Annotated in this window: 18 protein-coding genes; 6 read left to right on the top strand and 12 right to left on the bottom strand. The window is 60.4% G+C overall.

Annotated elements, in window-relative coordinates; translation table 11 throughout:
* Window positions 1-141: 141 nt before the first annotated feature.
* Complete coding sequence (locus JFV30_RS19385; RefSeq protein WP_201124952.1) at window positions 142-1,272, bottom strand: catalase family protein; 1,131 nt, start codon at window positions 1,270-1,272, stop codon at window positions 142-144.
* Window positions 1,273-1,302: 30 nt separating this feature from the next.
* Window positions 1,303-3,114, bottom strand: coding sequence for a di-heme-cytochrome C peroxidase (locus JFV30_RS19380; protein WP_201124951.1), 1,812 nt, complete (start codon window positions 3,112-3,114; stop codon window positions 1,303-1,305).
* Between the two features lie 246 nt (window positions 3,115-3,360).
* Between JFV30_RS19380 and JFV30_RS19375 the strand changes: the two genes are divergently transcribed.
* The 4 genes from JFV30_RS19375 (at window position 3,361) to JFV30_RS19360 (ending at window position 5,682) form a co-directional block, all read left to right on the top strand.
* On the top strand, window positions 3,361-4,101 hold the full coding sequence (locus JFV30_RS19375; protein WP_010166430.1) for an FKBP-type peptidyl-prolyl cis-trans isomerase: 741 nt from the start codon (window positions 3,361-3,363) through the stop codon (window positions 4,099-4,101).
* Window positions 4,102-4,422: 321 nt separating this feature from the next.
* Window positions 4,423-4,878 carry a YkvA family protein gene (locus JFV30_RS19370; RefSeq protein WP_169385881.1) on the top strand — a complete coding sequence of 152 codons (456 nt, stop codon included), beginning with the start codon at window positions 4,423-4,425 and terminating at the stop codon, window positions 4,876-4,878.
* Between the two features lie 97 nt (window positions 4,879-4,975).
* Complete coding sequence (locus JFV30_RS19365) at window positions 4,976-5,314, top strand: helix-turn-helix domain-containing protein (RefSeq protein WP_169385880.1); 339 nt, start codon at window positions 4,976-4,978, stop codon at window positions 5,312-5,314.
* The gene (locus JFV30_RS19360) at window positions 5,311-5,682 is read left to right on the top strand and encodes a hypothetical protein (RefSeq protein WP_010166435.1); all 372 of its coding nucleotides are present in this window, start codon (window positions 5,311-5,313) and stop codon (window positions 5,680-5,682) included. Before JFV30_RS19365 ends, JFV30_RS19360 begins: the two co-directional genes overlap by 4 nt.
* Before the next feature lie 13 nt (window positions 5,683-5,695).
* Here the strand turns inward: JFV30_RS19360 and JFV30_RS19355 are convergent, their stop codons facing one another.
* Both JFV30_RS19355 and JFV30_RS19350 read right to left on the bottom strand, forming a co-directional pair.
* Window positions 5,696-7,468 (bottom strand): bifunctional diguanylate cyclase/phosphodiesterase, encoded by a 1,773-nt coding sequence (locus tag JFV30_RS19355; RefSeq protein WP_085989901.1) that lies wholly within the window; start codon window positions 7,466-7,468, stop codon window positions 5,696-5,698.
* A gap of 112 nt (window positions 7,469-7,580) precedes the next feature.
* Window positions 7,581-9,662, bottom strand: coding sequence for a carboxy terminal-processing peptidase (locus tag JFV30_RS19350; protein WP_178120968.1), 2,082 nt, complete (start codon window positions 9,660-9,662; stop codon window positions 7,581-7,583).
* 138 nt (window positions 9,663-9,800) lie between these two features.
* On the opposite strand from JFV30_RS19350, the gene JFV30_RS19345 reads away from it, so the two are divergent.
* Complete coding sequence (locus tag JFV30_RS19345; protein WP_201124950.1) at window positions 9,801-10,763, top strand: zinc-binding dehydrogenase; 963 nt, start codon at window positions 9,801-9,803, stop codon at window positions 10,761-10,763.
* A 900-nt stretch (window positions 10,764-11,663) separates the two neighbouring features.
* Here JFV30_RS19345 and JFV30_RS19340 read toward each other — a convergent pair.
* The 6 genes from JFV30_RS19340 to JFV30_RS19315 form a co-directional block, all read right to left on the bottom strand.
* Window positions 11,664-12,317 (bottom strand): HAD family hydrolase, encoded by a 654-nt coding sequence (locus JFV30_RS19340; protein ID WP_010166439.1) that lies wholly within the window; start codon window positions 12,315-12,317, stop codon window positions 11,664-11,666.
* Window positions 12,318-12,346: 29 nt separating this feature from the next.
* On the bottom strand, window positions 12,347-13,336 hold the full coding sequence (locus JFV30_RS19335; RefSeq protein WP_010166440.1) for an ABC transporter ATP-binding protein: 990 nt from the start codon (window positions 13,334-13,336) through the stop codon (window positions 12,347-12,349).
* The gene (locus JFV30_RS19330) at window positions 13,333-14,133 is read right to left on the bottom strand and encodes an ABC transporter permease (protein WP_003219747.1); all 801 of its coding nucleotides are present in this window, start codon (window positions 14,131-14,133) and stop codon (window positions 13,333-13,335) included. The genes JFV30_RS19335 and JFV30_RS19330 overlap by 4 nt, the downstream gene beginning before the upstream one ends.
* Window positions 14,120-14,965 carry an ABC transporter permease subunit gene (locus tag JFV30_RS19325; protein WP_201124949.1) on the bottom strand — a complete coding sequence of 282 codons (846 nt, stop codon included), beginning with the start codon at window positions 14,963-14,965 and terminating at the stop codon, window positions 14,120-14,122. Before JFV30_RS19325 ends, JFV30_RS19330 begins: the two co-directional genes overlap by 14 nt.
* A complete protein-coding gene (locus tag JFV30_RS19320) occupies window positions 14,962-15,768 on the bottom strand; it encodes an alkaline phosphatase family protein (protein WP_201124948.1) in 807 nt (268 codons plus the stop codon). The genes JFV30_RS19325 and JFV30_RS19320 overlap by 4 nt, the downstream gene beginning before the upstream one ends.
* 164 nt (window positions 15,769-15,932) lie before the next feature.
* Window positions 15,933-17,000: an ABC transporter substrate-binding protein gene (locus JFV30_RS19315; protein ID WP_010166444.1), complete on the bottom strand. Its 1,068-nt coding sequence runs from the start codon at window positions 16,998-17,000 to the stop codon at window positions 15,933-15,935.
* A gap of 351 nt (window positions 17,001-17,351) precedes the next feature.
* Between JFV30_RS19315 and JFV30_RS19310 the strand changes: the two genes are divergently transcribed.
* On the top strand, window positions 17,352-18,065 hold the full coding sequence (locus JFV30_RS19310; protein WP_201124947.1) for a UTRA domain-containing protein: 714 nt from the start codon (window positions 17,352-17,354) through the stop codon (window positions 18,063-18,065).
* Between the two features lie 889 nt (window positions 18,066-18,954).
* Here the strand turns inward: JFV30_RS19310 and JFV30_RS19305 are convergent.
* Both JFV30_RS19305 and JFV30_RS19300 read right to left on the bottom strand, forming a co-directional pair.
* Window positions 18,955-20,301, bottom strand: a complete 1,347-nt coding sequence (locus JFV30_RS19305; RefSeq protein WP_201124946.1) for an amidohydrolase — start codon at window positions 20,299-20,301, stop codon at window positions 18,955-18,957.
* A gap of 51 nt (window positions 20,302-20,352) precedes the next feature.
* Window positions 20,353-22,512 (bottom strand): mechanosensitive ion channel family protein, encoded by a 2,160-nt coding sequence (locus JFV30_RS19300; protein ID WP_010166450.1) that lies wholly within the window; start codon window positions 22,510-22,512, stop codon window positions 20,353-20,355.
* Window positions 22,513-22,554 lie beyond the last annotated feature (42 nt).

Genomic DNA, 22,554 nt, shown 5'->3' with positions numbered 1-22,554 from the left:
ACACCGAGCATTAGCGAGGTGCCGAGTGGTGGGGCAAGAGCGTTTTGCTTACTTTTGCGCTGTTCAAAAGTGAGCCGCTGTAAGAGCGGAACCCATACCAGCCATCACCCAAATAACGGATATGCCCCCAACCCCAGGGCACTACAAATTCCGGCTATGCCGATAATCACTGACCGCCTCATACACCGCCTTACGCAATCGATTAATCCCCCCGATCGGCCGATGCGCCTCCACCCCAAACCACGGATTGAACGACTGGTTATCACACGCCAGATTCAACTCGGGCGTATCAAAATCCTGCGCCGGAATCACCACCTTGGCCACCGTCTCAAACGGCGCATCACTCTCTTTCCATTCAATGCTGGTGTCCTCGATCGGCATGAACTTCTGCGGATTCTGCCGCTGAACCTGCAACACAAAACACGCCGCCACCCGGTCGTTGGACAGTTGCTGATTCAACGCACTGCGCAAAAAGTTCGGCAGATCCTGATTCTGCTTGGGCAGCACATACGCAGGACAACCTTGCGGATCCGGCGCCACCCGAAACTTCACATTCGCCGTCCCAAACCTATACGGCGACACCGAAAAGTAAGTCGTCTGCACAGGGCTCACCGGCGGTGGCGCCAACGTCGCAAGCGCGATAAACAGATGCCGCACCTGCCAACTGCGCGGATCCACCCCGGGGAAAAACGCCATGACTTTCTTGCCATCAGCCTGAGCCGAAATGTTCTGCGCATACTCCGCCACATCACTGACAAAAAAGTTCGGATGGCTGAACATCACAAAATCCTGCTCACCCCGTGCCTGCTGATCCGCCAGCAACTGTTTGCCCGGCACGTCCAGCAACTTGATCGCCATGCCCCGGGCGTCCCGGATGCTGTCGAACTGCGGATACGCATTGCCGTTGGACAGACGCATCATCGCCTGCCAGGTCTTGCCCGGCTCGGCGAATACACCCTGGCGCAGGGCCGGGTCGAGGTCCGGCAGTACGCTGACCTCGGCCTTCACGCAGCCATGGGCCTTGGCATGCGCATCCCGCAGGTAGCGCGTGCCTTCGCGGTGTTGATCAACGATGCGCACCGCAGTCTGGATGATGCCCTGGGTCATGGCCGCTTCCCCCGGAGGAATCTGTTCATCCGGCGACACCGGGCCGCTGTGCTGCCAGCTGAACCACAGGGTGGACAGCAACCAGCCCAGCAGCCCCAGGCCCACCAGCCATAACACGGTCTTGCCGAGAAACGCGCCGAGGCGCAGCCAAAGTCGAGCGAGCATTTTAAAATCCTTTTCTGCGAAGTCGGTGGGTCAGGGCAGTTGCTGTTCCAGCGGGCCGCCCAGCACTTTCAAATATTCCAGCAGCGCCCAGCGTTCCTGGGGCAGCAAGCCTCGGCCAATCACTCCGTTGCCACGTTGCCCCGCGCGGAATTCATGGCCGCTGTTGTGGTTGCCGGTGATGCGCGTATCGAACAGGAAGGCGTTGGGGAACGCTGCCGTTTGATAGCCCAGGTGGCGCGGGTCGTATTCAAAGGTGCCTTTATAGAAGGTCGGGCTGCGCTCGTCCTGGGGCGAGAGCAATTGGTAGATCGTCGGCACCGAGCCGTTGTGCAGGAACGGCGGCGTCGCCCACACCCCGGCCAGGGGCCGAGCCTTGTAGGCGCGCAGTTCGCGCACGCCGATGGGCAGGCCGAAACCGTCCAGCTGAGGACGTTCGGCGGGTGTCACGCCGGCGGCGCGGTAGGCGTGCTCTTCGACAAAGGCAGTGATGTAGGCCAGGCCTTTGGCTGAAGAGAGGCTGCGCAAGTCCAGCGGTTCGGTGGGCGTGGGGTGCAGTTCGACGTTCATTTTTGCCAGCTCCGCCGGGTCCCATTGCAGGGCGCTGAGGTCGAAGCGGTGGTCAGCGATATTGTTGGCAGTATTGGGGTCGGTGCCGATCACCTCCACCGGGAGCATTTTCAGTTGCCGCACGGGGCGGCCATCGACCTGGGACACCGCCGGCACGTGGCAGCCGGCACAGTTTTCGGCGAACAGTGCGCGGCCTTGGGCGGCCAGTGGTTTGTCGATGGCGCCGAACAGGTCTTCCGGCCAGGTCGGCGGCTTGAGGCGTTTCAGGGTTTCTTCGAGGGTACTCAGGTCGCGTACCCGCACGCTGGAGGGATAGCGCGCATCGCCCTTGAGCGGCTGGCCGGCGCTGTCGAAGAAGTCCAGCGTGGCGCCGACGCCCAGGGCTTCGCCGATGTTGCGGGCCATGGGCTGCTGGGCCGAGCCGTTCCATTGCACCCAGTCGAAGGTCCAGATGTCCCACAGTTGCGGGTAGTCCACCGGGGCGTTGGCGATGCGGTAGTTGTCCGGGGAAATGGCGTCGCCGAAGCTCGCGTTGGCGATGCGGCCAAAGGCGTCGGTACGGCCCGGGCCTTCTTCGGTAGGGTAGAGGCCGCGGTGGGTGTCGTTCCAGGCAACCTTGAGGAAGTTGTCCAGGGACTTTTTGAAGTCCTGGCGCAGTTGCGCTTTGCTCTGGTCGTTGTAGTCGTGTCCCAGGACGGTATGGGCAAAACGCTCGAATTTCCAGGGGTTGTAGTAGGTCGAGGTGAGGCTGGCCACCAGCGCCTGGCCGAAGCTGCCACCGCGCAGCGTCGGTACGCTGGACGGCAACACATGTTGCGCCGGGCCGCCGTCGATACGCAGGCCCTGGCCTTTGAAATTCAACTGGCCGGTGTGGCAGGCGGCGCAGGTGATGTCGAGGAACTCATCACGGCTGCCGGGGTTTGTATGCCGGGCGAAACCCACCGGCAGGTTGCCGGGGTTCTGCGCAGTGGGCACCTGTTTTGGGTCTACCAGGAAACCGAAGCGCGCCAGGTATTCGGGCGTGGCGAAACGCTGCTCGGAGAACGGCAGTTCCAGTGCCGTAAACCAGTCATAGCGCAGGCCCTTGACCTGGGTGCCCTGGGGCGTGAAGTAATACGTCTGGCGATCTGCGGCGCTCCATTGGTCCTGGTAGTGCACCTGTTCCACCGGCACATAAACCGGCAGCTTCGGGTTGACCACGTAATAGAGCACCACCGCCAGGATCAGCCCCAGCAGTATGAAAATCATCAGCAAAACACGGGAAAAAATGCGCAAGATAACTATCCTTGTCGAGTTGTGTCGTTCTTATGCCATCAGGCCACCAGTGCGGCAAGTGGCCATGAGTCTGGTTCCAGCGGTCCTGCCTTCCGTTGCAGAGCCATAGAATGAATGAAAATGCTTTTAAACACGTGAACTTATCAGAAGTTTCCTGCTCACATGCCGGTAGCCATTGGTCGTGGCCGCCTGATAAGCTCGCGACTTTACTCGAATGCCCTTTTGGCACACGAACAAGGAAATAGCATGAAACAGCATCGGTTGGCGGCGGCGGTGGCCCTGGTTAGCCTGGTACTTGCGGGTTGTGATTCGCAAACCAGCGTAGAGCTGAAAACCCCGGCGCAAAAAGCTTCCTACGGTATCGGCCTGAACATGGGCAAAAGCCTTGCTCAAGAAGGCATGGATGACCTGGACTCCAAAGCGGTAGCCCAAGGCATCGAAGATGCCGTCGGCAAGAAAGAACAGAAGCTGAAAGACGACGAGTTGGTCGAGGCGTTCGCCGCACTGCAGAAGCGTGCTGAAGAACGTATGGCCAAGATGAGCGAAGAGTCGGCAGCCGCCGGCAAGAAATTCCTCGAAGAAAACGCCAAGAAAGACGGCGTTGTCACCACCGCTTCCGGTCTGCAATACAAGATCGTGAAGAAAGCGGACGGTGCCCAGCCCAAGCCTACCGACGTCGTGACGGTTCACTACACCGGCAAGCTCACCAACGGCACCACCTTTGACAGCTCCGTGGATCGCGGCAGCCCGATTGACCTGCCGGTCAGCGGCGTGATCCCAGGTTGGGTCGAAGGCCTGCAACTGATGCACGTCGGCGAGAAGGTCGAGTTGTACATCCCGTCTGACCTGGCCTACGGTGCCCAGAGCCCGAGCCCGGCGATTCCAGCCAACTCCGTGCTGGTATTCGACCTGGAACTGCTGGCCATCAAGGATCCGTCCAAGGCTGACGCTCCTGACGCACCGGCTGCTCCTGCTGCCAAGAAGTAATCAGCGTCTGAACATACAACGCCCCGTCTCGACGGGGCGTTGTTGTTTCTGGCCTGTGCATAACTTTTCCAGTTGAATCCAGCCCGCATCCAACCGAACCCCTGCGGTCTAGAGCAGTCTGATAAAAGACTCGAGCACGGGTAGACGCAGATCAACTTCAAGTCAATGAATTCTTGGGTTTTTTTTATGTGCGCAAAAAACGCCCGATCTGACTGTAGGCCTTGTATTACGTGGCTTTCAGGCTGGAAAATGGGCTCTGTTCACAAGGTTATCCACAATTTGTGTGGATAACCTTTTCTGTTGCCTGGAACTGGAGTGACGATGAAAGCGCCGTTTAATTTCACCCGCTTCCTGCCGATGGCCGCTCGCCTGCTCGGCCGCGGGCGCCTGCCTACGCTGCTGTTCGCGGTGGCGGCTAAAGGTTCGAGCCAGGGCAACCGGCTGGGCAAGCTCAAGGACGACCTCAAGCTGCTGCAGGCTTTGTGCCTGGCCTACTGGCGCGGCGAGTACCGGGCCATCAGCCCCAAGGCGCTGATTTCGGTGGTGGCGGGGCTGATGTATTTCCTGAGCCCGATTGACGCGATCCCGGACTTTATCCCGGTGTTCGGCATGCTCGATGACATTGCCGTGCTGGCGTGGGTCATGAAGACCCTGGACGGCGAGCTGAGCGCTTTTCGTGCCTGGCGCGAGCGTCAGCGCCCCGAAAAGCTCGCAGTGGTTGAGCGCCTTCCTGCGACGCCTCAGCTGCTCGCTCAAGAAAATCCGCAAAAAAACTGAACCTTGCGAATATCCCCCTGCGCTCTTTGTGGCTGTTAGGATTACACTCCTAAGGAAAGTACTTACGAAGTAAGTGTTGTGATCCTACGGGGCAGTCATGGATATTCAGATAATTACAAAGGATGGCGAACCCGAGTACGCGGTTCTGCCATGGGCTCAGTACCAGGCGCTGCTAAAAGCCGCCGGTCAACAACAGCCGACACCTCCTGCTTCGACCATTAGCCAAACCGCTGCCGAACCGGATCTGCGCCCCCTGGAGCAGCTGCGAAGCCTGCGCGAGGCCAAGGGCCTGGCCATCGAGACATTGGCACGCACAGTGGGCATCAGCCCGTCTTACCTGGGCTTGATCGAAAGTGGTGAACGCCAGCCGGACGCTGCCATCCGCCGCAGCCTGGCTTGGGAATTGGGCGTTGCAGGTTGGAGGGACGAAACGTGAGCGTACGCATCAGCCGTCAACATTGGGATGGGTTAATCAACGAACTTGACCAGGCGCGCCGACAGCGCCACCTCTTGACGTACCGCGCCTTGCTGGAGCGCCTGCAATTTCCCACGCCAGCCATGCAAACCCTGACGGCCGCGCTGGAACACCTGGCGGCGCTGGATGCCAAGGCCGACCAGCCGCTGCGCAGTTCCCTGGTGATCAGCCAGGGGGCGAGCCGCCTGCCACGTACCGGATTCTTTGAGTGTGTGGAGCGTCTTGGACGCTTCTGCGGGCCGTCCGATGGCGTGGCCGCCGCGTCGTGGCACGCATCGGAAGTGGTGCGGGTGTTTGAGTACGATTATCCCGAGTCTGCCGAAGCTTAGGCGCACGCCGCTGCTACAGGGATTCCGGCTCTTCCAGCTGCAGACTGTCGATCACATGAATGCTGTAGCCCGCCACGTTTTTTGCGTGGTGCTTGGCCTGGGAGGCCAGTTCCGCCAACTGGCTGGCATCGAGTTGTCCACAGGCCTGTGGATATAAGTGCACCACGCCGATCGACAGCGACAGCAACGCAAATTCCTGGCGCACTCCCTGGCGGTTCAACGCGACAAAACACCCCGCGTCCACGTGTTCGCTGCGATAGAAACGCCGGCACTGGGTATGGAAGTCGTCCAGCAACTGGTTAAGCCGCTTGCGCCAATCCTGCGGCCCCAGCACCAGCAAAAAGTCATCACCGCCGATATGCCCGACAAAGTCGCGGCTGGGGTCTACCCGGTCGTTCAGGCATTGCGCCAGGCACAGCAGCACCTCATCGCCCCGGCCATAGCCGTAGATATCGTTGAACGGTTTGAAGCTGTCGATATCCACGTAGCAGATCACCGACTCACGCTGTTGCTGCAACAACCGTGTCAGGCACTGCTGGATCGGTACGTTGCCCGGCAGCAAGGTCAGCGGGTTGGCATAACGCGCCTGTTGGATTTTCAGCTCGGTAATCAGCTTGAGCACATCGATCACCCGGCCCAGTCCCAGGTAATCGCCGTTGAGGGTGATGATGAAGTCTTCCTCGATCCGCTGGCGTGCACGGCTGGTGAGCAGGCGGCTGACTTGCTGCAAGGACTGGCTCAGTTCCACGGCAAGGAAGTCATCACTCATCAAGCGGCTGATGGGTTTGCGGGCGAACAGGTCGGTGGCGAATGGCTTAAGCAGTGCGTCCGACAACGAGTGCCGGTGCACGATACCGATCGGATGGCCACGCTCATCCAGCACCGCCAGAGAGTTGAGGTTGGCCTGGCGGCGGAAGGCTTCCAGCACCTGCGCCGTGGCGGTGTGCTGGCCCACGGCCGGTTGTTCGTTGAGCAGGGCGCTGAGGTCGCTGCCTTCGTCGTTCAGGGCGACGTTCGCGCTGTCGGGCTTGGGCAGCATCAACCGCGCTTCCTGCGGCGGATGTTCCTGAGGGCGGCAGAGCAGGTAGCCCTGCACCAGGTCGACGCCCATCTCGGTGAGCACCGCCAGCTCTTCCGGTAGTTCGATTCCTTCGGCGATGACTTGTGCCCGGGAGGCCTTGGCGATTTGCAGAATGGAGCCGACAAACTCGCGCTTGAGGGCGTCCTGGTGGATGCCGTCGATAAAGTGCCGATCGATCTTCACGTAGTCCGGGCGCAGCTCCGACCACAGCCGCAGGCTGGAATAGCCGGCGCCCAGGTCATCCAGGGCAATCGAAAAACCCATGGCGCGGTAATGATGTAGCGCAGTTTGCAGCAGTTGAAAATCGTCGGTCGGGGTTTGCTCGGTCAGTTCGATCACCACCTGGCTGGGCGGGATGCCGAAGTCACTGAGCAGTTGCAGGGTACGGCCGGGCTGGTGGGCGGTTTCCAGCAGGGACTCAGGCGAGACGTTGAGGAACAGCTTGCCCGGCAGTTTCTGGTCGCTGAAACGCCGGCAGGCACTTTCCCGGCAAAGCATCTCCAGTTCACTGAGGCGCCCGGCGTGACGGGCCACGGAGAACAGTGCAATGGGGGAGTGCAGCGGGCTGTTGGACGGGCCGCGACTGAGGGCTTCGTAGCCGACGATACGTCGTTCGGACAGGGAAATGATCGGTTGGAACAGACTGTGCAAACTGCCTTGAGCCAGGATTGAGCCCAATGCGTTCAGCTGTTCGGTCATGGTCATGATTTTCTCTGGTCGAAAAAAAAGGACCTGCTTAAGCAGGTCCTTCATTTCACGACAGAATGATGTCTATTTGATGACACTCCGGGGAGCGTTCACATTAAATCGCCATCATTTACTGCTTGGCCACCGTCTTACTGATTTTCAAGTAATCCAGCAGGATGCGCCCGGTCTCGCTCAGGTAGGCATCATCTTCCGGCTTGGTTTTATCAGGCTCGGCGGCGATCGCGTCTTCGTCTTCTTTCTTCAGTTCCTTGAGTGGAGCTTCGCCTTTGGCCTTGCGGCGGGCGTTCTCCAGCACCAGTTGCTGATTCTCGATGTCGGTGTGCTGCGCACGACGGTCGGCTTCGTTGAGGCTGACGGTTTTCTCTTCCATCAACTTCTTGGCCAGGGCCAATTTGTCGCGGATAAAGATGAACTCGGCATCCTTGGCGGAGCGGGCTTCGTGATCAGTTTTCAACTGCGCCACGTACGGTTTGAACGGGTCCACCGCCGGCTTGATCGCAGGACGGATGGTGTCCCACGGCATCGCCTCGGGCAGGGCGCTCTCGCCGATTTCCTTGGTGTCGATGATCGACGGGAAGTCGATATCCGGCAGTACGCCCTGATGCTGGGTGCTCTGCCCGGAAACCCGGTAGAACTTGGCCAGGGTCAGTTTCAGCTCGCCATGGTTCAGCGGCTGGATGGTCTGCACGGTGCCTTTGCCGAAGGTCTGGCCACCGATGATCAGCGCGCGGTGGTAGTCCTGCATCGCGCCGGCAAAAATCTCCGAAGCGGACGCCGAGAGGCGGTTGACCAGCAACGCCATTGGCCCTTTGTAGAAGGCACCCGGGTTCTCGTCTTCCAGCACGTCCACACGGCCGTCAGCGTTACGCACCAGCACGGTCGGACCCTTGTCGATAAACAGGCTGGTCAGCTCGGTGGCTTCCTGCAGGGAGCCGCCGCCGTTGTTGCGCAGGTCGATGACCACGCCGTCGACTTTGTCTTTCTGCAGCTCGGTCAGCAGTTTCTTGACGTCGCGGGTGGTGCTCTTGTAGTCCGGATCACCGGCGCGGAACGCTTTGAAGTCCAGGTAGAAGGCGGGGATTTCAATCACGCCCAGCTTGTAGTCCTTGCCATCCTGCTTGAGGTTCAGGATCGACTTCTTGACCGCCTGGTCTTCCAGTTTCACCGCTTCGCGAGTAATCGAAACGATTTTGCTGGTCTGGTCGTTCGGTGCGTTGGTGTGCGGAATCACTTCCAGGCGCACCACGCTGCCTTTCGGCCCGCGGATCAGCTTGACCACTTCGTCCAGACGCCAGCCGACCACGTCGACCATCTCTTTGTCGGCCTGGGCCACACCGATGATCTTGTCGGCCGGAGCGACCTGCTTGGTCTTGTCGGCCGGACCTGCCGGCACCAGACGCACGATTTTCACCTGGTCGTTATCGCTTTGCAGGACGGCACCGATGCCTTCCAGCGACAGACTCATGTTGATATCGAAATTTTCCGCGTTATCTGGCGACAGATAATTGGTGTGCGGGTCGTAGGACATTGCGAAGGTGTTGATGTAGGCCTGGAAGATATCTTCGGCACGGGTCTGGTCCAGACGTGCCAGCTGATTCTTGTAGCGCTTGGTCAACAGTTCCTGAATGGCCTTCGGCTCTTTGCCGGCAATCTTCAGGCGCAGGACTTCATCCTTGACGCGCTTGCGCCACAGGTCGTCCAGCTCGGCTTCGGTGGTCAGCCAAGGAGCGTCCTTGCGGTCAACCAGCAAGGTCTCTTTCTTGGTGAAATCGAATTTGTCGACGCCCTTGTTCAGCTCACCAATGGCGAAGTCCAGGCGCGCCTTGACGCGGTCCAGGTAGCGCTTGTAGATGGTGAAGCCGGGCTGCAGGTCGCCGCTCTTGAGGAAGTCGTCAAACTGCGTCTTCCACTTGTCGAACTCGGTGATGTCGCTGGCCAGGAAATAGCTGCGCGAGGGATCCAGCAGCTTGAGGTAGCTGTCGTAAATGATCACCGAGCGAGCGTCGTCCAGCGGCGGCTTGCTGTAATGGTGGCGCTTGAGCAACTCAACGACGTTAAGGCTCGCAATCACCTCATCGCGATCAGGCTGAAGGTTGTCCCAGCTGTTGGCTGCGAACGTATTGCTCGATAGCGGCAAAAGGCCGATACCGATAAAAAGAGCGAGGGCGGTGCTGGGGAACAAATGCTTCATGCTGATTCGACGCGGGGGCAATTGATAACGCATATTAGGCCGTCTTTGAAGTCGCCGGTTCCATATGGGCCGGTCGCATAATGCAAAAAGCCCGGCGCTACAGCAACGGGCTCAGTCCAGACTCACTATGGAGGCACTGTGAAAGCATTGCAAGGCGTTGAAGGTCATGTGGAGTGGCAAGAAGAGCCGAGTCCTACATGTGATGTAGGCCAAGTACGCATTCGTGTGGCGGCTGCGGGCCTGAATCGGGCCGATTTATTACAGCGTTCGGGGCTCTATCCTCCGCCTCCCGGCGCGAGCCAGGTGCTGGGCCTGGAGTGTTCCGGGGTGATCAGCGAAGTCGGCGCCGGTTCGTCGTGGCAGGTGGGTGACCGGGTTTGCGCCCTGCTGGCCGGCGGCGGGATGGCCGAGGAAGTGGTGGTGGATGCCCGTCATGTGCTGCCGGTGCCGGAAGGCGTGTCCCTGGCCGAAGCGGCCGGGTTGCCTGAGGTGTACAGCACCGCGTGGCTGAACCTGTTTCAGTTGGCGGGCCTCAAGCCCGGCGAGAAGGTGTTGTTGCATGCCGGCGCCAGCGGCGTGGGCTCGGCGGCGATCCAGCTGTGCAAGGCATTTGGCAGCCCGTGCTGGGTCAGCGTCGGCTCGGCGGATCGCCTGGCCTACTGTGAAGCGCTGGGAGCCCAGGGCGGTGTGGTACGTACCGACGGCATCGAGGGCCTGAGCGACTTTGGCCCGTTCGATGTGATTCTCGACCCGGTGGGTGGCAACTACGCGGCGCTGAACCTGAAACTTGCGGCTCGTGATGGGCGTTGGGTGTTGATTGGGTTGATGGGCGGCCGTGAGGCGCAGCTCGACCTGGCGCAGGTGTTGGCCAAGCGTGTGCAGGTGTTGGGGTCGACGTTGCGTAGCCGGGATGATCAGTTCAAGGCTGACCTGTTCAGTGACTTGAGCCAGCATGTATGGCCGTTGTTTGCCGAGGGCCGTTTGAGTCCGCAACTGGCCAAGACATTTCCTATCAAGGATGCCGAGGCTGCGTTTGCGGAGCTGGCGACCAATCAGATTTCCGGGAAGCTGGTGTTGGTGATCGACGAGAGTCTGACCTGATTTCAGATGCATCATTTGTGTTGGGGTTGAGTTGGGCTGGGTGCATATCCGTTATTTGGGCTGTTGCTGATATGGGTTCCGCTCTTACAGCGGCTCACTTTTGAACAGCGCAAAAGTAAGCAAAACGCTCTTGCCCCACCACTCGGCACCTCGCTAATGCTCGGTGTGCCCTCACTCCGGTACTACTCCGCGGGCCGCCGCGACGGGGCGTCCCTGCCCCGTCGCGGCTAAACCGGCGTCCTGCCGGTTTACCCGCTCCGTACTACCTGCGTTCGGCCAGCGTGGTTTAACGGGGCGCCTAAGATCAAGATCAAAAGCAGATCAACAGCACAGCGGCCTACAGGCCGGCTTGAGTGGTGTGAAGCAAAGGCAACATCAAGATCAAAATCTACAGCGGGCACGGTCAAATGTGGGAGCTGGCTTGCCTGCGATCGCATCAACTGGGTGTACCTGAAAGACCGAGTTGTCTGCATCGCAGGCAAGCCAGCTCCCACAGAAAAGCAGAGCTGCATCCGTTTCAGATTTGGTTTTCGCTTTGGCTTTTGCTCTGGCTTCTACCACTCAAGCCGGCCTGTAGGCCGCTGTGCTCTTGCTCTTGCTTTTGATCTTGATCTGGCTCTGACTGCCCCATTCAGCCCGAGGCCGAACGCAGGGATTGAGGAGCGGGTAAACCGGCAGGACGCCGGTTTAGCCGCGACGGGCCAGGGACGGGCCGTCGCGGCGGCCCGCGGAGCAATGCCGGAGTGAGGGAACACCGAGCCTAGGCGAGGTGCCGACAGGCGGGGCAGAGCCCTTTGGTTACTTTGGGGCTTTTCCAAAGTGACCCGCTGTAAGAGCGGAACCCTAAGCGGCCGTTACCTAAATAACGGATATGCACTCACCTCAAAACAGCGCAAAGTCTCAGACCCAATGATGAATCGGCCACCCAGCCTGTTCAGCATGAGCACGCAACACCGGGTCCGGATTAACCACCTGCGGGTTCTCAACCTTCAGCAACAGCGGCAAGTCATTGCGCGAATCCGAGTAGAAGTAGGCGCCATCAAGGTGCTCGCCTTCCTGCTCCAGCCATTCCATCAGGCGAGTGATCTTGCCCTCGCGGTACGTCAGTACACCGGTGGTCTTGCCGCTGTACACCCCGTGGGCGACGTCCAGCTCAATCCCCAACACTTCATCAATGCCGATCCGCGCCGCAATCGGCTTGACCAGGTGCGTACCCGAGGCGGAAATCACCAGGATCCGGTCGCCATTCTGGCGGTGCCGGGCGATGGTCTTGGTGGCTTCGCTGTAGATCAGCGGCTCGATAACGTCTTCCACCCAAGGCTCTACAAGGTGCTCGATTTCTTCTGGCGTGCGGCCGATCATCGGCTCCAGGCTGAAGTCCATGAAATCTTCCATGGCCAGTTCGCCGCGGCTGTAGGCCGCCATCAGTTCGTCGTTCCTGCGCATGAACGACTCGCCATCCACCCAGCCCAGGCGGCCCATCTGCTCGCTCCACAGGGTGGCGCAGTCGCCATGGATCAGGGTGTCGTCCAGATCAAAAATTACCAAAGCCATCTGTCACGCTCTCTCAAATAAATCGTGCGTCAGGCTACTTCACACAACGCACTTGGGTCGATGGAAAGTGCCAATCGCTGGCCGTCCGGGTGCAGATCGTCGGCCGAACGGTTGAGTACATCGACCACCAATTCCACGCCGCGCGCTTCGATGCGGTAACGGATCACGTTGCCCAACAGGCTGTGGCTGCGCACCAGGGCGTCCAGCTCGCCGCTGCGGCTGAGCTCGATGGCTTCCGGGCGAATGGCGATGCGCCCGGTGATCGGGCGCTGCAACAGTTTGCTGGCCTTGTCGGCGTCCAGCAGGTTGTAGTTGCCGATAAACCCGGCGGCGAACACATCCACTGGCGCGGTGTAGAGGGTCTCCGCATCGCCGCTCTGTACGATCTTGCCCTGGTTCATCAGGAAGATCCGGTCGGACATGGTCAGGGCTTCTTCCTGGTCATGGGTCACGAAGATGGTGGTCAGGCCCAGCTCACGCTGGATCTGGCGGATCTGTTCACGCAGGTGCTTGCGAATCCGCGCATCGAGGGCCGACAACGGCTCATCCAGCAACAGCAGGCGCGGGCGTGTCACCAGGGAGCGGGCGAGGGCCACGCGCTGGCACTGGCCGCCGGACATCTGGTGCGGGTAGCGCCCGGCGAGCTCTTTCAACTCCACCAGTTGCAGCACTTCCTGTACGCGCTTGTGGCTGTCGTCGGCATTGACCTTCTGCATGCGCAGGCCGAAGGCGACGTTCTGTTCCACGGTCATGTTGGGGAACAGCGCGTAGCTCTGGAACACCATGCCGATATTTCGTTTCTGCGGGCTCAGCGGGACGATGTCCTGGCCGTCCAGCAGGATTTTCCCGCTGTCTACCGAGGTCAGGCCGGCGATGCAGCGCAGCAGCGTGGACTTGCCGCAGCCGGACGGGCCGAGCAGGGTGACGAATTCGCCCTTGGCGATCTCGCAGTTGATGTCGCTGAAGACCGGCGTGCCGGCGTAACCTTTTTGCAGGTGTTGGACGCTGACGAAGCTCATTGGCTTTTGTCCTTGTTCAAGATGTTGGCGGCCCAGGTCAGCACCAGCACAAAGAAGAAATAGGAGATCACCAGGGCACTGGTGAAGTGGCCGCTGCTGTTACGCATATTGTTGAGGTACACCTGCAAGGTCTCGTAGCGAGTACCCACCAGGATGTTGGCGAACACGAACTCGCCGAACAGGAACGAGAACGAAAGCAGCAACGCCACCATCAGGCCCTTGCGCAGGTTGGGCAGCACCACCAGGAACGCCGCCTGGAAGGTGCTGGCGCCGAGCAGTTGGGCGGCGTCCATCAGGTCGCGCAGGTTGATCGCTTGCAGGTTGTTGGTGATCGCCCGGTACATGAACGGCAATGCCACGGTGAAGTAGCAACCGATCAGAATCCACGGCGTACCCACCATCGCAAACGGCCCCGACCCGTAGAGTTGCAGCAGTCCCACCGACGACACCACCGGCGGCACCGCGAAGGGCAGCAGGATCAAAATGTTCATCAGGGCGTCGAGTTTGGGGAAGTGGTAATGCACCACAAACAGCAGCGGCAGGATCAGCACCACCGACAAAATCAACGCACCCACACACACCAGCAATGACTGGCCAAAGGCATTCAGGAAGCGCGGGTCACTCCACAGCTGGATGTACCACTTGAAGGTAAAGCCGGAAGGCAGGATGGTCGCCGACCAGCTGCTGGCGATGGAGTAGACCAGGGTGCCGAGCAGAGGCAGTACCAGGATCGCAAACAACAGGTACACCACTACCCGGTGGTAGAGGGCGGCCGAGCCAGGTTCAGCGCGAGACATGGTAGCTCCTCTTGAGCAGCAGTTGATGGACCACGGTCACCACGGTCATCAGCGCCACCAGCACCACGGCCAGGGCGCTGGCCATGTTCGGGTCCAGGGAAATATCGCCGGAGACCATCGCCGCGATGCGGATCGGCAGTACGTTGAAGTTGCCGGTGGTCAGCGCGTACACCGTGGCGTAGGCGCCGAGGGCGTTGGCCAGCAGGATCACGAACGTGCCCAGCAGCGCCGGGGTCAGCACTGGCAAGCCGATATGCCGCCAGTATTGCCAGCCATCCGCGCCGAGCAACGAAGCCGATTCGCGCCAGTCTTCGCGCAGCGCGTCAAACGCCGGGTAGAGCAGCAGCACGCCAAGGGGAATCTGGAAGTAGGTATAAAGGATGATCAGGCCGGTCTTGGAGTACAGGTTGAAGTCCTGAATGATCCCGGCCTGCTTGAGCATGATGGTGATGCTGCCGTTGAACCCCAGCAGGATGATGAAGGCGAAGGCCAGGGGCACGCCGGCAAAGTTGCTGGTCATGTTGGCGAAGGCGGTCACGAAGTTGCGTAGCGGGCCATCCACGCGGCGCAGCGAGTAACTGCCCAGTACTGCGATGATGATCCCGAACACGCTGGAGTAGAAACTGATCTCCAGGCTGTACTGGATGGCCTGCAGGTAGAACTTCGAATTGGCGATCTTGCTGAAGTTGGCCAGGCCCCAACCGAACTCTTCCGATTGCAGGCTGCTGACCAGTACCCAGAACAGCGGTGCGATCTCGAACACGATAAAGAAGAGGGCGAAGGGCACCAGGCACAGGGCGGCCAGCCATTTGCCGCGGATTACTGAATTCACTTCAACAGCTCCCGGCATACAGGTTTGTCGTGGGGCACACCCAGCAGCTCGCAGACGGTGCCGCACAGCTCGGTCTGTTTGGGTGTGGCGTGGGCATCGAGGCTGAAGGCATTCCCCAGCACAAACAGCGGCACTTCCCGTTCTTCCGGCAACAGGCCGTTGTGGGAACGGTCGTTGTTCATGCCGTGGTCTGCCGTTACCAACACCTGGTAACCGGCGTCGAGCCAGCCTTGCAGGTAGTCGGCCAGGATGATGTCGGCCGAGCGCGCGCTGTTACGGTACTGCGGGGTATCGAGGCCGTGCTTGTGGCCGGCGTCGTCGATGTTCATCGGGTGCACCACCAGGAAATTCGGCACGTGGTTGAGGCGCAGGCTTTCGGCGTCGGCAAACAGGTGCGAGTCCGGGTAATGGTCATTCCAGTAGAAATGCCCGTGCTGGATCGCCAGTGCCGGGTCGTTGGTATGACGGTCACGGGCAGCGATGAAAGGGCTGCGGTTATACAACTCGCTGACCCAGTGATAAGCCGCCGCCGCTGTGGATAAACCGGCGTCGCTGGCGTAATGGAAAATGCTGCGCTGGTTGGACAGGCGCGAGACGTTGTTGTGGACGATGCCGCTCTCGATCGGCGGGACGCCGGTGAGGATGCATTCGTACAGTGGCCGGGACAGGGCCGGCAGTTCACATTCCAGTTTGTAGAGTGCTGCGCGTCCTGCGCCGACATAGGCCTGCAAGTGCCCCATGGCGTGTCGGGCAACCTCGTAATTCAGGCCGTCGAGCACGACAAGGATGACGTTGTGCTTCATAGGGGCTGGGGCTCCGCAACAGATTGGCTTGACTCGGTTTTTTCGGTTGGAACCGGGTGAAATGTGGGAGCTGGCTTGCCTGCGATAGCGGTGTGTCAGTCGACAACAATGCTGAATGTCATACCGTTATCGCAGGCAAGCCAGCTCCTACACTGGCCGCGTTCTTACTGCATATTGATGATGACTTCTTCCTGCCACTTCTGCGGCAGGGCCTTGGAGGTCTTCTCCCAAGCGTCGGCATCTTTGATCGGCGTGACTTTCTTGTACTGCTCGTTCGGCAGCAGCTTGGCCTGCACGTCGGCTGGCAGGGTCAGGTGCTCGGCACGAATCGGCCGCGCATTGCCTCGCGCCAGGTTGGTCTGGCCGGCGTCGCTGAAGATGTATTCGCGGGTCAGCTTGGCGGCGTTCGGGTGCTTGGCGTATTTGTTGATGATGGTGGTGTAGCCGGAAATCACCGAGCCGTCCGACGGGATCAGCACCACGTAGTCATCCGGGTTGGCCATCTTGGCTTTGTAGCTCAGGCCGTTGAAGTCCCAGACCACGCCCACTTCCACTTCGCCTTTTTCCATGGTGGCGATGGTCGGGTTGGCCAGCGACAGGCGGCCTTGCTTGGCGATGTCGGCGAACATCAGCAGTGCAGGCTGAATGTTTTTCTCGTCGCCACCGTTGGCCAGTGCTGCGGCGAGTACGCCGTTGGCAGCCTGGGCGGCGGTGCTCACGTCACCGATGGAAACCTTGTATTTGCCGGTCTTCAGGTCAGCCCAGCTTTTCGGGGCTTCAGAGCCGTGCAGCAGCTTTTTGTTGACGATAAACGCGATGGTGCCGGTGTAGGCCAGCGCCCAGTTACCGTCTTTGTCTTTCGCCCAATCCGGGACTTGTGCCCAGGTGGTCGGTTTGTACGGTTGGGTCACGCCCTGTTTTACCGCGATCGGGCCGAAGGCAGCACCGACGTCGCCGATGTCGGCGCTGGCGTTGTCTTTCTCCGCCGCAAACTTGGCGACTTCCTGGGCCGAGCTCATGTCGGTGTCGATGTGCTTGAGGCCGTAGATCTTGGCCAGGTCTTCCCAGGTGCCTTTCCAGTTGGCCCAGTCATCGGGCATGCCGACGCTGTTGACGGCGCCTTCCGCTTTCGCGGCGGCTTCAAGGGTTTTCAAATCGGTATCAGCAGCCATGGCGGCGGTGCACATGGCAATGGTCGAGCCTAACAGTGATGCCAGGAAAAGCTGTTTCATCCGAAGCTCCTTTGGGCGTTTTCAACGCTGCGTTTTTATCGACGTTTGCGGTGGTGTTGGTCTAGGTCAGCAATACCTGAGCCAATTTAGGCTTGGCGGATGACAGTTTCATGTCGATGTCGTTTTTTGTTGGCCTGGACGGGGGATCGCCGGGTAAGCGTAGACCATGCCCAACCGCCCGGAAGCCTTGGACTTGGCCGATGTATTGCAGGTCTTGTGGCAGGACGTCGCGGGGCGCTGTCATCTGTCGGTCATGTGCAATGCCTAGGCTTGCACGCAACAGCAGAGGCGCGTTTAGAGGGCGTTTTGTGCACCTGAATAGTGCTGGTCTAGTCCAGATAGGTAACGTTGATGCGTGATGAGGCAACCAAAGCGGTGACAACCATTGGCCTGGCGCTGCAAGAGCAGATCGACCATGGGTTGTTGGCGCCTGCCAGTAAGCTGCCGGCCGAGCGCAAGCTCAGCGAGTTGTTTGGTACCACCCGGATCACGGTGCGGGAAGCCTTGTTACAACTTGAGGCCCAAGGGCAGATTTATCGCGAGGAGCGGCGGGGGTGGTTTGTGTCGCCGCCCAGGCTTGCCTACAACCTGATGCAGCGCAGTCATTTTCACGCGATGGTGAGTGCGCAGGGGCGGGTGCCGTCGACCGAGGTGATCTCGGCGCGGTTGCAGCCGGCTTCGGCGTCGGTGTGTGCGTGGTTGCAGTTGCCGGCGTTGTCCAGCGTGATCCAGATTTGCCGGGGGCGCAGGATTGATGGGCGGTTGGTGTTGTATGTGGAGCACTATCTGAACCCGCAGTACTTTCCGGGGATTCTGGAGTGTGATTTGAATCAGTCGATTACGGAGTTGTATGCGCGGGTGTATGACTTGCACTACGGGCGGGTGCGGTTTGAGATTGTGCCGACGTCATTGCAGGTTGAGGCGGCGGCGGCGTTGAGGGTGTCGGTGGGGAGCCCGGGGTTGCGGATTGCCCGGGTTAATTATGATCAGCATGAGCGGTTGATTGATTGTGATCTGGAGTTTTGGCGGCATGATGCGATTCATGTTGGGGTGGATGTGGTTTGACCCGTTGACCCGTTGACCCGTTGACCGCGTACATATCCATTTCTGCGGTAACGGCTACTTATGGTTCCGCTCTTACAGCGGCTCACTTTGGAAAAGCCGGAATGCCGGCCCAGCCCAAAGTAAGCAAAGGGCTCTGCCCCGCCTGTCGGCACCTCGCTAAGGCTCGGTGTTCCCTCACTCCGGCGCTGCTCCGCGGGCCGCCGCGATGGGCCATCCTTGGCCCAGCGCGGCTAAACCGGCGTCCTGCCGGTTTACCCGCTCCGCACCACCTGCGTTCGGCCTCGGGCTTATTGGGGCAGTCAGAGCCAGATCAAGATCAAAAGCAAGAGCACAGCGGCCTACAGGCCGGCTTGAGTGGTAGAAGCCGGATCAAAAGCCAAAGCCAAAGCCAAAACCAAAACCAAATCTGAAACTGATGCAGCTCTGCTTTTCTGTGGGAGCTGGCTTGCCTGCGATGCAGGCAACTCGGTCTCTCAGGTACACCGAGGCGATGCTATCGCAGGCAAGCCAGCTCCCACATTTTTGACCGTGCCCGCTCTGGCTTTTGATTTTGATTTTGCCTTTGCTTCACACCACTCAAGCCGGCCTGTAGGCCGCTGTGCTGTTGATCTGCTTTTGATCTTGATCTTAGGCGCCCCGTTAAACCACGCTGGCCGAACGCAGGTAGTACGGAGCGGGTAAACCGGCAGGACGCCGGTTTAGCCGCGACGGGGCAGGGACGCCCCGTCGCGGCGGCCCGCTTCGTGCTGCCGGAGTGAGGGCACACCGAGCATTAGCGAGGTGCCGAGTGGTGGGGCAAGAGCGTTTTGCTTACTTTTGCGCTATTCAAAAGTGAGCCGCTGTAAGAGCGGAACCAATAGTGGCCATAACCTAGATAACGGATATGCCCTCAATCCCCCGCATTGGCATACAAATAATCAGTCGCCAACGAAGCCAACGTCCGAACCCCAACCACCAACGCCGACTCATCCACAAAGAACCCCGGATTATGATTCGGCGCCGCCTTGCTCATGTCCTGATCCCTAGGCGTCACCCCCAGAAACACAAACAACCCCGGCGCTTCCTTGGCGTAAAACGAAAAGTCCTCAGCCCCTCCCACTAACGGGGCATTCACTACGTCGCCATTCGCCGCCCAACGCAAACTCGGCAGCATCTTCTCGGTCAGCGCCGGGTTGTTGATGGTCGGATCGTACTTCTCAATGATCGTAACCTCAGCCTTGGCCCCACCACTCTCGGCGATTTTCTCGACGGTCTGGCGCACATCCGCATGCAGCTTCTGGCGAATGCCATAGTCGTAGGACCGAATGGTCCCACTCATATCCACCGACTCGGGAATGATGTTGTACCGCGTGCCACCGTTGATGGTGCCGATACTGACCACCGCCGGGAACGAAGAAATATCGGTACGCCGGCTGACCACCGTCTGCAGCCCCACAATCGCCTGCGCGCCCACGGTAATCGGGTCGATCCCATCCCACGGCCGTCCGGCATGGGTCTGTTTGCCGAGGATCTTGATCCGCAGGTCATCCGAGCTGGCCAGGGTCGGCCCCGGCCGATAGGCGATCTGCCCCGCAGGCACCCCGGCCCACACGTGAAGGCCAAACACCGCATCCGGCTTGGGCGATTTCATCACGCCTTCCTGCACCATCATTTTCGCGCCCCAGGTGTTCTTGCCGTCGGGGATAAAGTCGCTCGGGCCTTCTTCAGCCGGCTGGAAATAAAACACCACGGTGCCCGGCAGGCGATCACGCATGCCAGTCAGAATTTTCGCCGTGCTGAGCAGGATGGCGGTGTGGGCGTCGTGGCCGCAGGCGTGCATCACGTCGACTTCTTTATCGAGGTACACGCCCTTGGCCTTCGAGGCGAAGGGCAGGCCGGACACTTCCTTGACCGGCAGCGCATCCATGTCGGCGCGCAAGGCAACGATCGGGCCTGGCAGGGCGCCTTTGAGGACGGCGACTACGCCCGTGCGGGCAACGCCTGTCTTGACCTCCAGCCCCATTTCCCGCAGTTGCGTGGCCACCAGCTCCGCGGTGCGATGTTCGGTGTTGCCCAGTTCAGGATGGGCGTGGATGTCGCGCCGGGTTTCCAGCAAGGCCGGTTCCAGCACTTTCGCCTGGGCGGCGATGGTTTCACGGGCACTGTCCTGGCCGCTGCTGGCGGCGATGACCGCGCTGCTGGCGACACCGCACAGCAGGCCGAATACCCATTGGTGTGTAAGACCGGTCAAACGCATAAGGACTCTCCATGATTATTGTTGTTGATCCTGACGTCGTCCGGGCAGCGTTTATTCTTTCTCCTGCACGCCTCCCGCCGCCGTCACCACTTGCACGCTCAAGCGTGGGGTGGCCAGGTCCAGCCCGGCCTCATCCAGGTGACGCTTGAGCGACAGGTTGAATGCCCGCGAAACCTCCCACTGCTTGATCGGCGCGGTCTTGAAGCGGGCGCGAAGAATCGCACTGCCGGACTCGAAACTTTCTACACCCTGAATCTCCAGCGGCGACCAGATGTTGCGCCGCTGCAGCGGGTCGTTGCGCATCTTCTGCCCGACGTCGCGCATCAGCTTGATGGCGTCGTCGATTTCCATGTTGTACGGAATCGCCACCCGGAAGATCGCGTAGCCGAACTCCCGGGAGTAGTTCTTGATGCTTTTGATTTCACTGAACGGAATCGTGTGCACGATGCCGTCGATGTCCCGCAGGCGTACCGTACGAATGGTCAAGCCTTCCACGGTGCCCAGGTGGCCGCCGACGTCCACGTAGTCATCAATCGCCAGGGAGTCTTCGATAATGATGAACAGGCCGGTGATCAAATCCGCCACCAGCGACTGCGCACCAAAACCGATGGCCAAACCGATCACACCGGCACCCGCCAGCAGTGGCGTGACGTTCATGCCCATGTTCGCCAGGGCGACGATGGCGGCGATGATGAAGATGGTCACGAACAGCACGTTGCGAATCAACGGCATCATCGTCTGTGCCCGCGCATTGGCCAGGCCTTTGCGCGAGCGGGTGAGGGCGTGGTGGATGGCCGTGTCGCTGAGGATCCAGATCAGCCACGCGAACAGCAAGGTGCCCGCGAGGCCGAACAGCTTGACGCTGATTTCATGGCCGTCGCCTTCGGTAAAGCGGATCAGCGACAGGCCCCAGACCCGCAGGCCCAGTTCGATAAACACCAGCCACACCACCAGGTGAGCGAGGGTGTAGACGAAGCTTTTCAGGCGATCGGAGTACAGCGCATGGCGCTTGTGCCCACGTTGTGGCTTGAGGGAGTGGCGGCGCACCAGCCCGTTGATCACCATGCACAGCACCAGCAACACCGTGCACAACAACGACTGGCGCAAGGCGGTGCTGGTGTCGCCGGCGGAGACGAAGGTGGCGAACAGTGAGATGCCCACCAGCAGCAACGCCGGCAGGTACCAGAAGCTGCCGACGATCTCGATGGTGTCGCTCAGGGCGCGGCGGGTCAGGCGGCGGGACAGCGGCTGGTTGCGGATCAAGTGCGCGATGGGCCGGCGGAAACGCAGGATGAACACGCCGGTGGACAGCGCTGCCATGACATTGGCGATGGTCGCGGCGACATGGGACAAATGCTGGCCCAGGCTTTCGGCCAGGCGCGGGTCGCTGACAGCCTCGCCAAAGGCGGCAAAGCTGCCGATCAGCCACAGCGGGCGGAAGGCCTGGTGCCGCAGGATGTACAGGGCGCGGTGGCGGTGCGGACCATCCAGCACGGAAAACGCGACCACGCAGATCGCCGAGAAACAGGTGCCCACCACCAGCGCGTAGGCCAGCACCATCGCCAGGGACTTGCCGAGGGACGAGGGCAGTGCGTAGCTCATGTAGACGGTGATCACCAGCGCGATCAGCCACGGGCCGAGCTTGCGCAGGGCAAAGCGCAGCAGGTCCCAGGTCTTGGGGTGTTGGGGCAGCTCTTCGGTCAGGCCGAAGCGCTCGCGCACCCGGTGGCTGAGCCAGATCAGCACGGCAGCCAGCAGGCTCCAGAGCATCAGGATCATGGCAAACGCAAAGATGATCGGCAGCCATTCGCTGGCCGGCAGCATCAGTGCGGTGAGTTCGTCCTTGGCCAGGTCGAACTCGCTGGACCAGCGATTGATCGGGCTGTCGGCACCGGAGAACTGTTGCTCCAGGCTGGACAGGGTGCCACCGATCAAACCGAGTACGCCGAGTTCGGCGGCGGGCTGGGCTTTTTGTGTGGTTTCCCGGAGCTTTTTCAGGTCAGTCAGCAGCTTGGTGCGCTGCTGGTCGTTTTCCAGGGTCTTGATCACCTCGTCCAGGGACTGGCCCAGCGGGACGTCGGCTTGCGGCTGGGTTTTGTTGGTGCTGCCCAACAGCCCCGGCAGGCTCACGGCGTGGGCAGGCGCCATGGGCAGCAGGGTCAGCAGGCAGATAAACAGGCAGCAAGGCAGGGCAAACAGACGGGCAAGCACGAGGCGGTCAACCTTAAAAACGACGAATTGACCGAGTGTACG

The sequence above is a fragment of the Pseudomonas sp. TH32 genome (assembly GCF_016650855.1).
Lineage (GTDB): Bacteria > Pseudomonadota > Gammaproteobacteria > Pseudomonadales > Pseudomonadaceae > Aquipseudomonas.
The sequence above is the reverse complement of the archived record's forward strand: the minus strand, read 5'-3'. Positions and strand labels throughout refer to the sequence as shown.

What these genes read in the sequence shown, in the direction of transcription:
- JFV30_RS19385 (WP_201124952.1), bottom strand. Translation starts at nt 1,272, where the DNA reads ATGCTCGCTCGACTTTGGCTGCGCCTCGGCGCGTTTCTCGGCAAGACC.
- JFV30_RS19375 (WP_010166430.1), top strand. Translation starts at nt 3,361, where the DNA reads ATGAAACAGCATCGGTTGGCGGCGGCGGTGGCCCTGGTTAGCCTGGTA.
- JFV30_RS19370 (WP_169385881.1), top strand. Translation starts at nt 4,423, where the DNA reads ATGAAAGCGCCGTTTAATTTCACCCGCTTCCTGCCGATGGCCGCTCGC.
- JFV30_RS19365 (WP_169385880.1), top strand. Translation starts at nt 4,976, where the DNA reads ATGGATATTCAGATAATTACAAAGGATGGCGAACCCGAGTACGCGGTT.
- JFV30_RS19355 (WP_085989901.1), bottom strand. Translation starts at nt 7,468, where the DNA reads ATGACCATGACCGAACAGCTGAACGCATTGGGCTCAATCCTGGCTCAA.
- JFV30_RS19350 (WP_178120968.1), bottom strand. Translation starts at nt 9,662, where the DNA reads ATGAAGCATTTGTTCCCCAGCACCGCCCTCGCTCTTTTTATCGGTATC.
- JFV30_RS19340 (WP_010166439.1), bottom strand. Translation starts at nt 12,317, where the DNA reads ATGGCTTTGGTAATTTTTGATCTGGACGACACCCTGATCCATGGCGAC.
- JFV30_RS19335 (WP_010166440.1), bottom strand. Translation starts at nt 13,336, where the DNA reads ATGAGCTTCGTCAGCGTCCAACACCTGCAAAAAGGTTACGCCGGCACG.
- JFV30_RS19330 (WP_003219747.1), bottom strand. Translation starts at nt 14,133, where the DNA reads ATGTCTCGCGCTGAACCTGGCTCGGCCGCCCTCTACCACCGGGTAGTG.
- JFV30_RS19320 (WP_201124948.1), bottom strand. Translation starts at nt 15,768, where the DNA reads ATGAAGCACAACGTCATCCTTGTCGTGCTCGACGGCCTGAATTACGAG.
- JFV30_RS19315 (WP_010166444.1), bottom strand. Translation starts at nt 17,000, where the DNA reads ATGAAACAGCTTTTCCTGGCATCACTGTTAGGCTCGACCATTGCCATG.
- JFV30_RS19310 (WP_201124947.1), top strand. Translation starts at nt 17,352, where the DNA reads ATGCGTGATGAGGCAACCAAAGCGGTGACAACCATTGGCCTGGCGCTG.
- JFV30_RS19305 (WP_201124946.1), bottom strand. Translation starts at nt 20,301, where the DNA reads ATGCGTTTGACCGGTCTTACACACCAATGGGTATTCGGCCTGCTGTGC.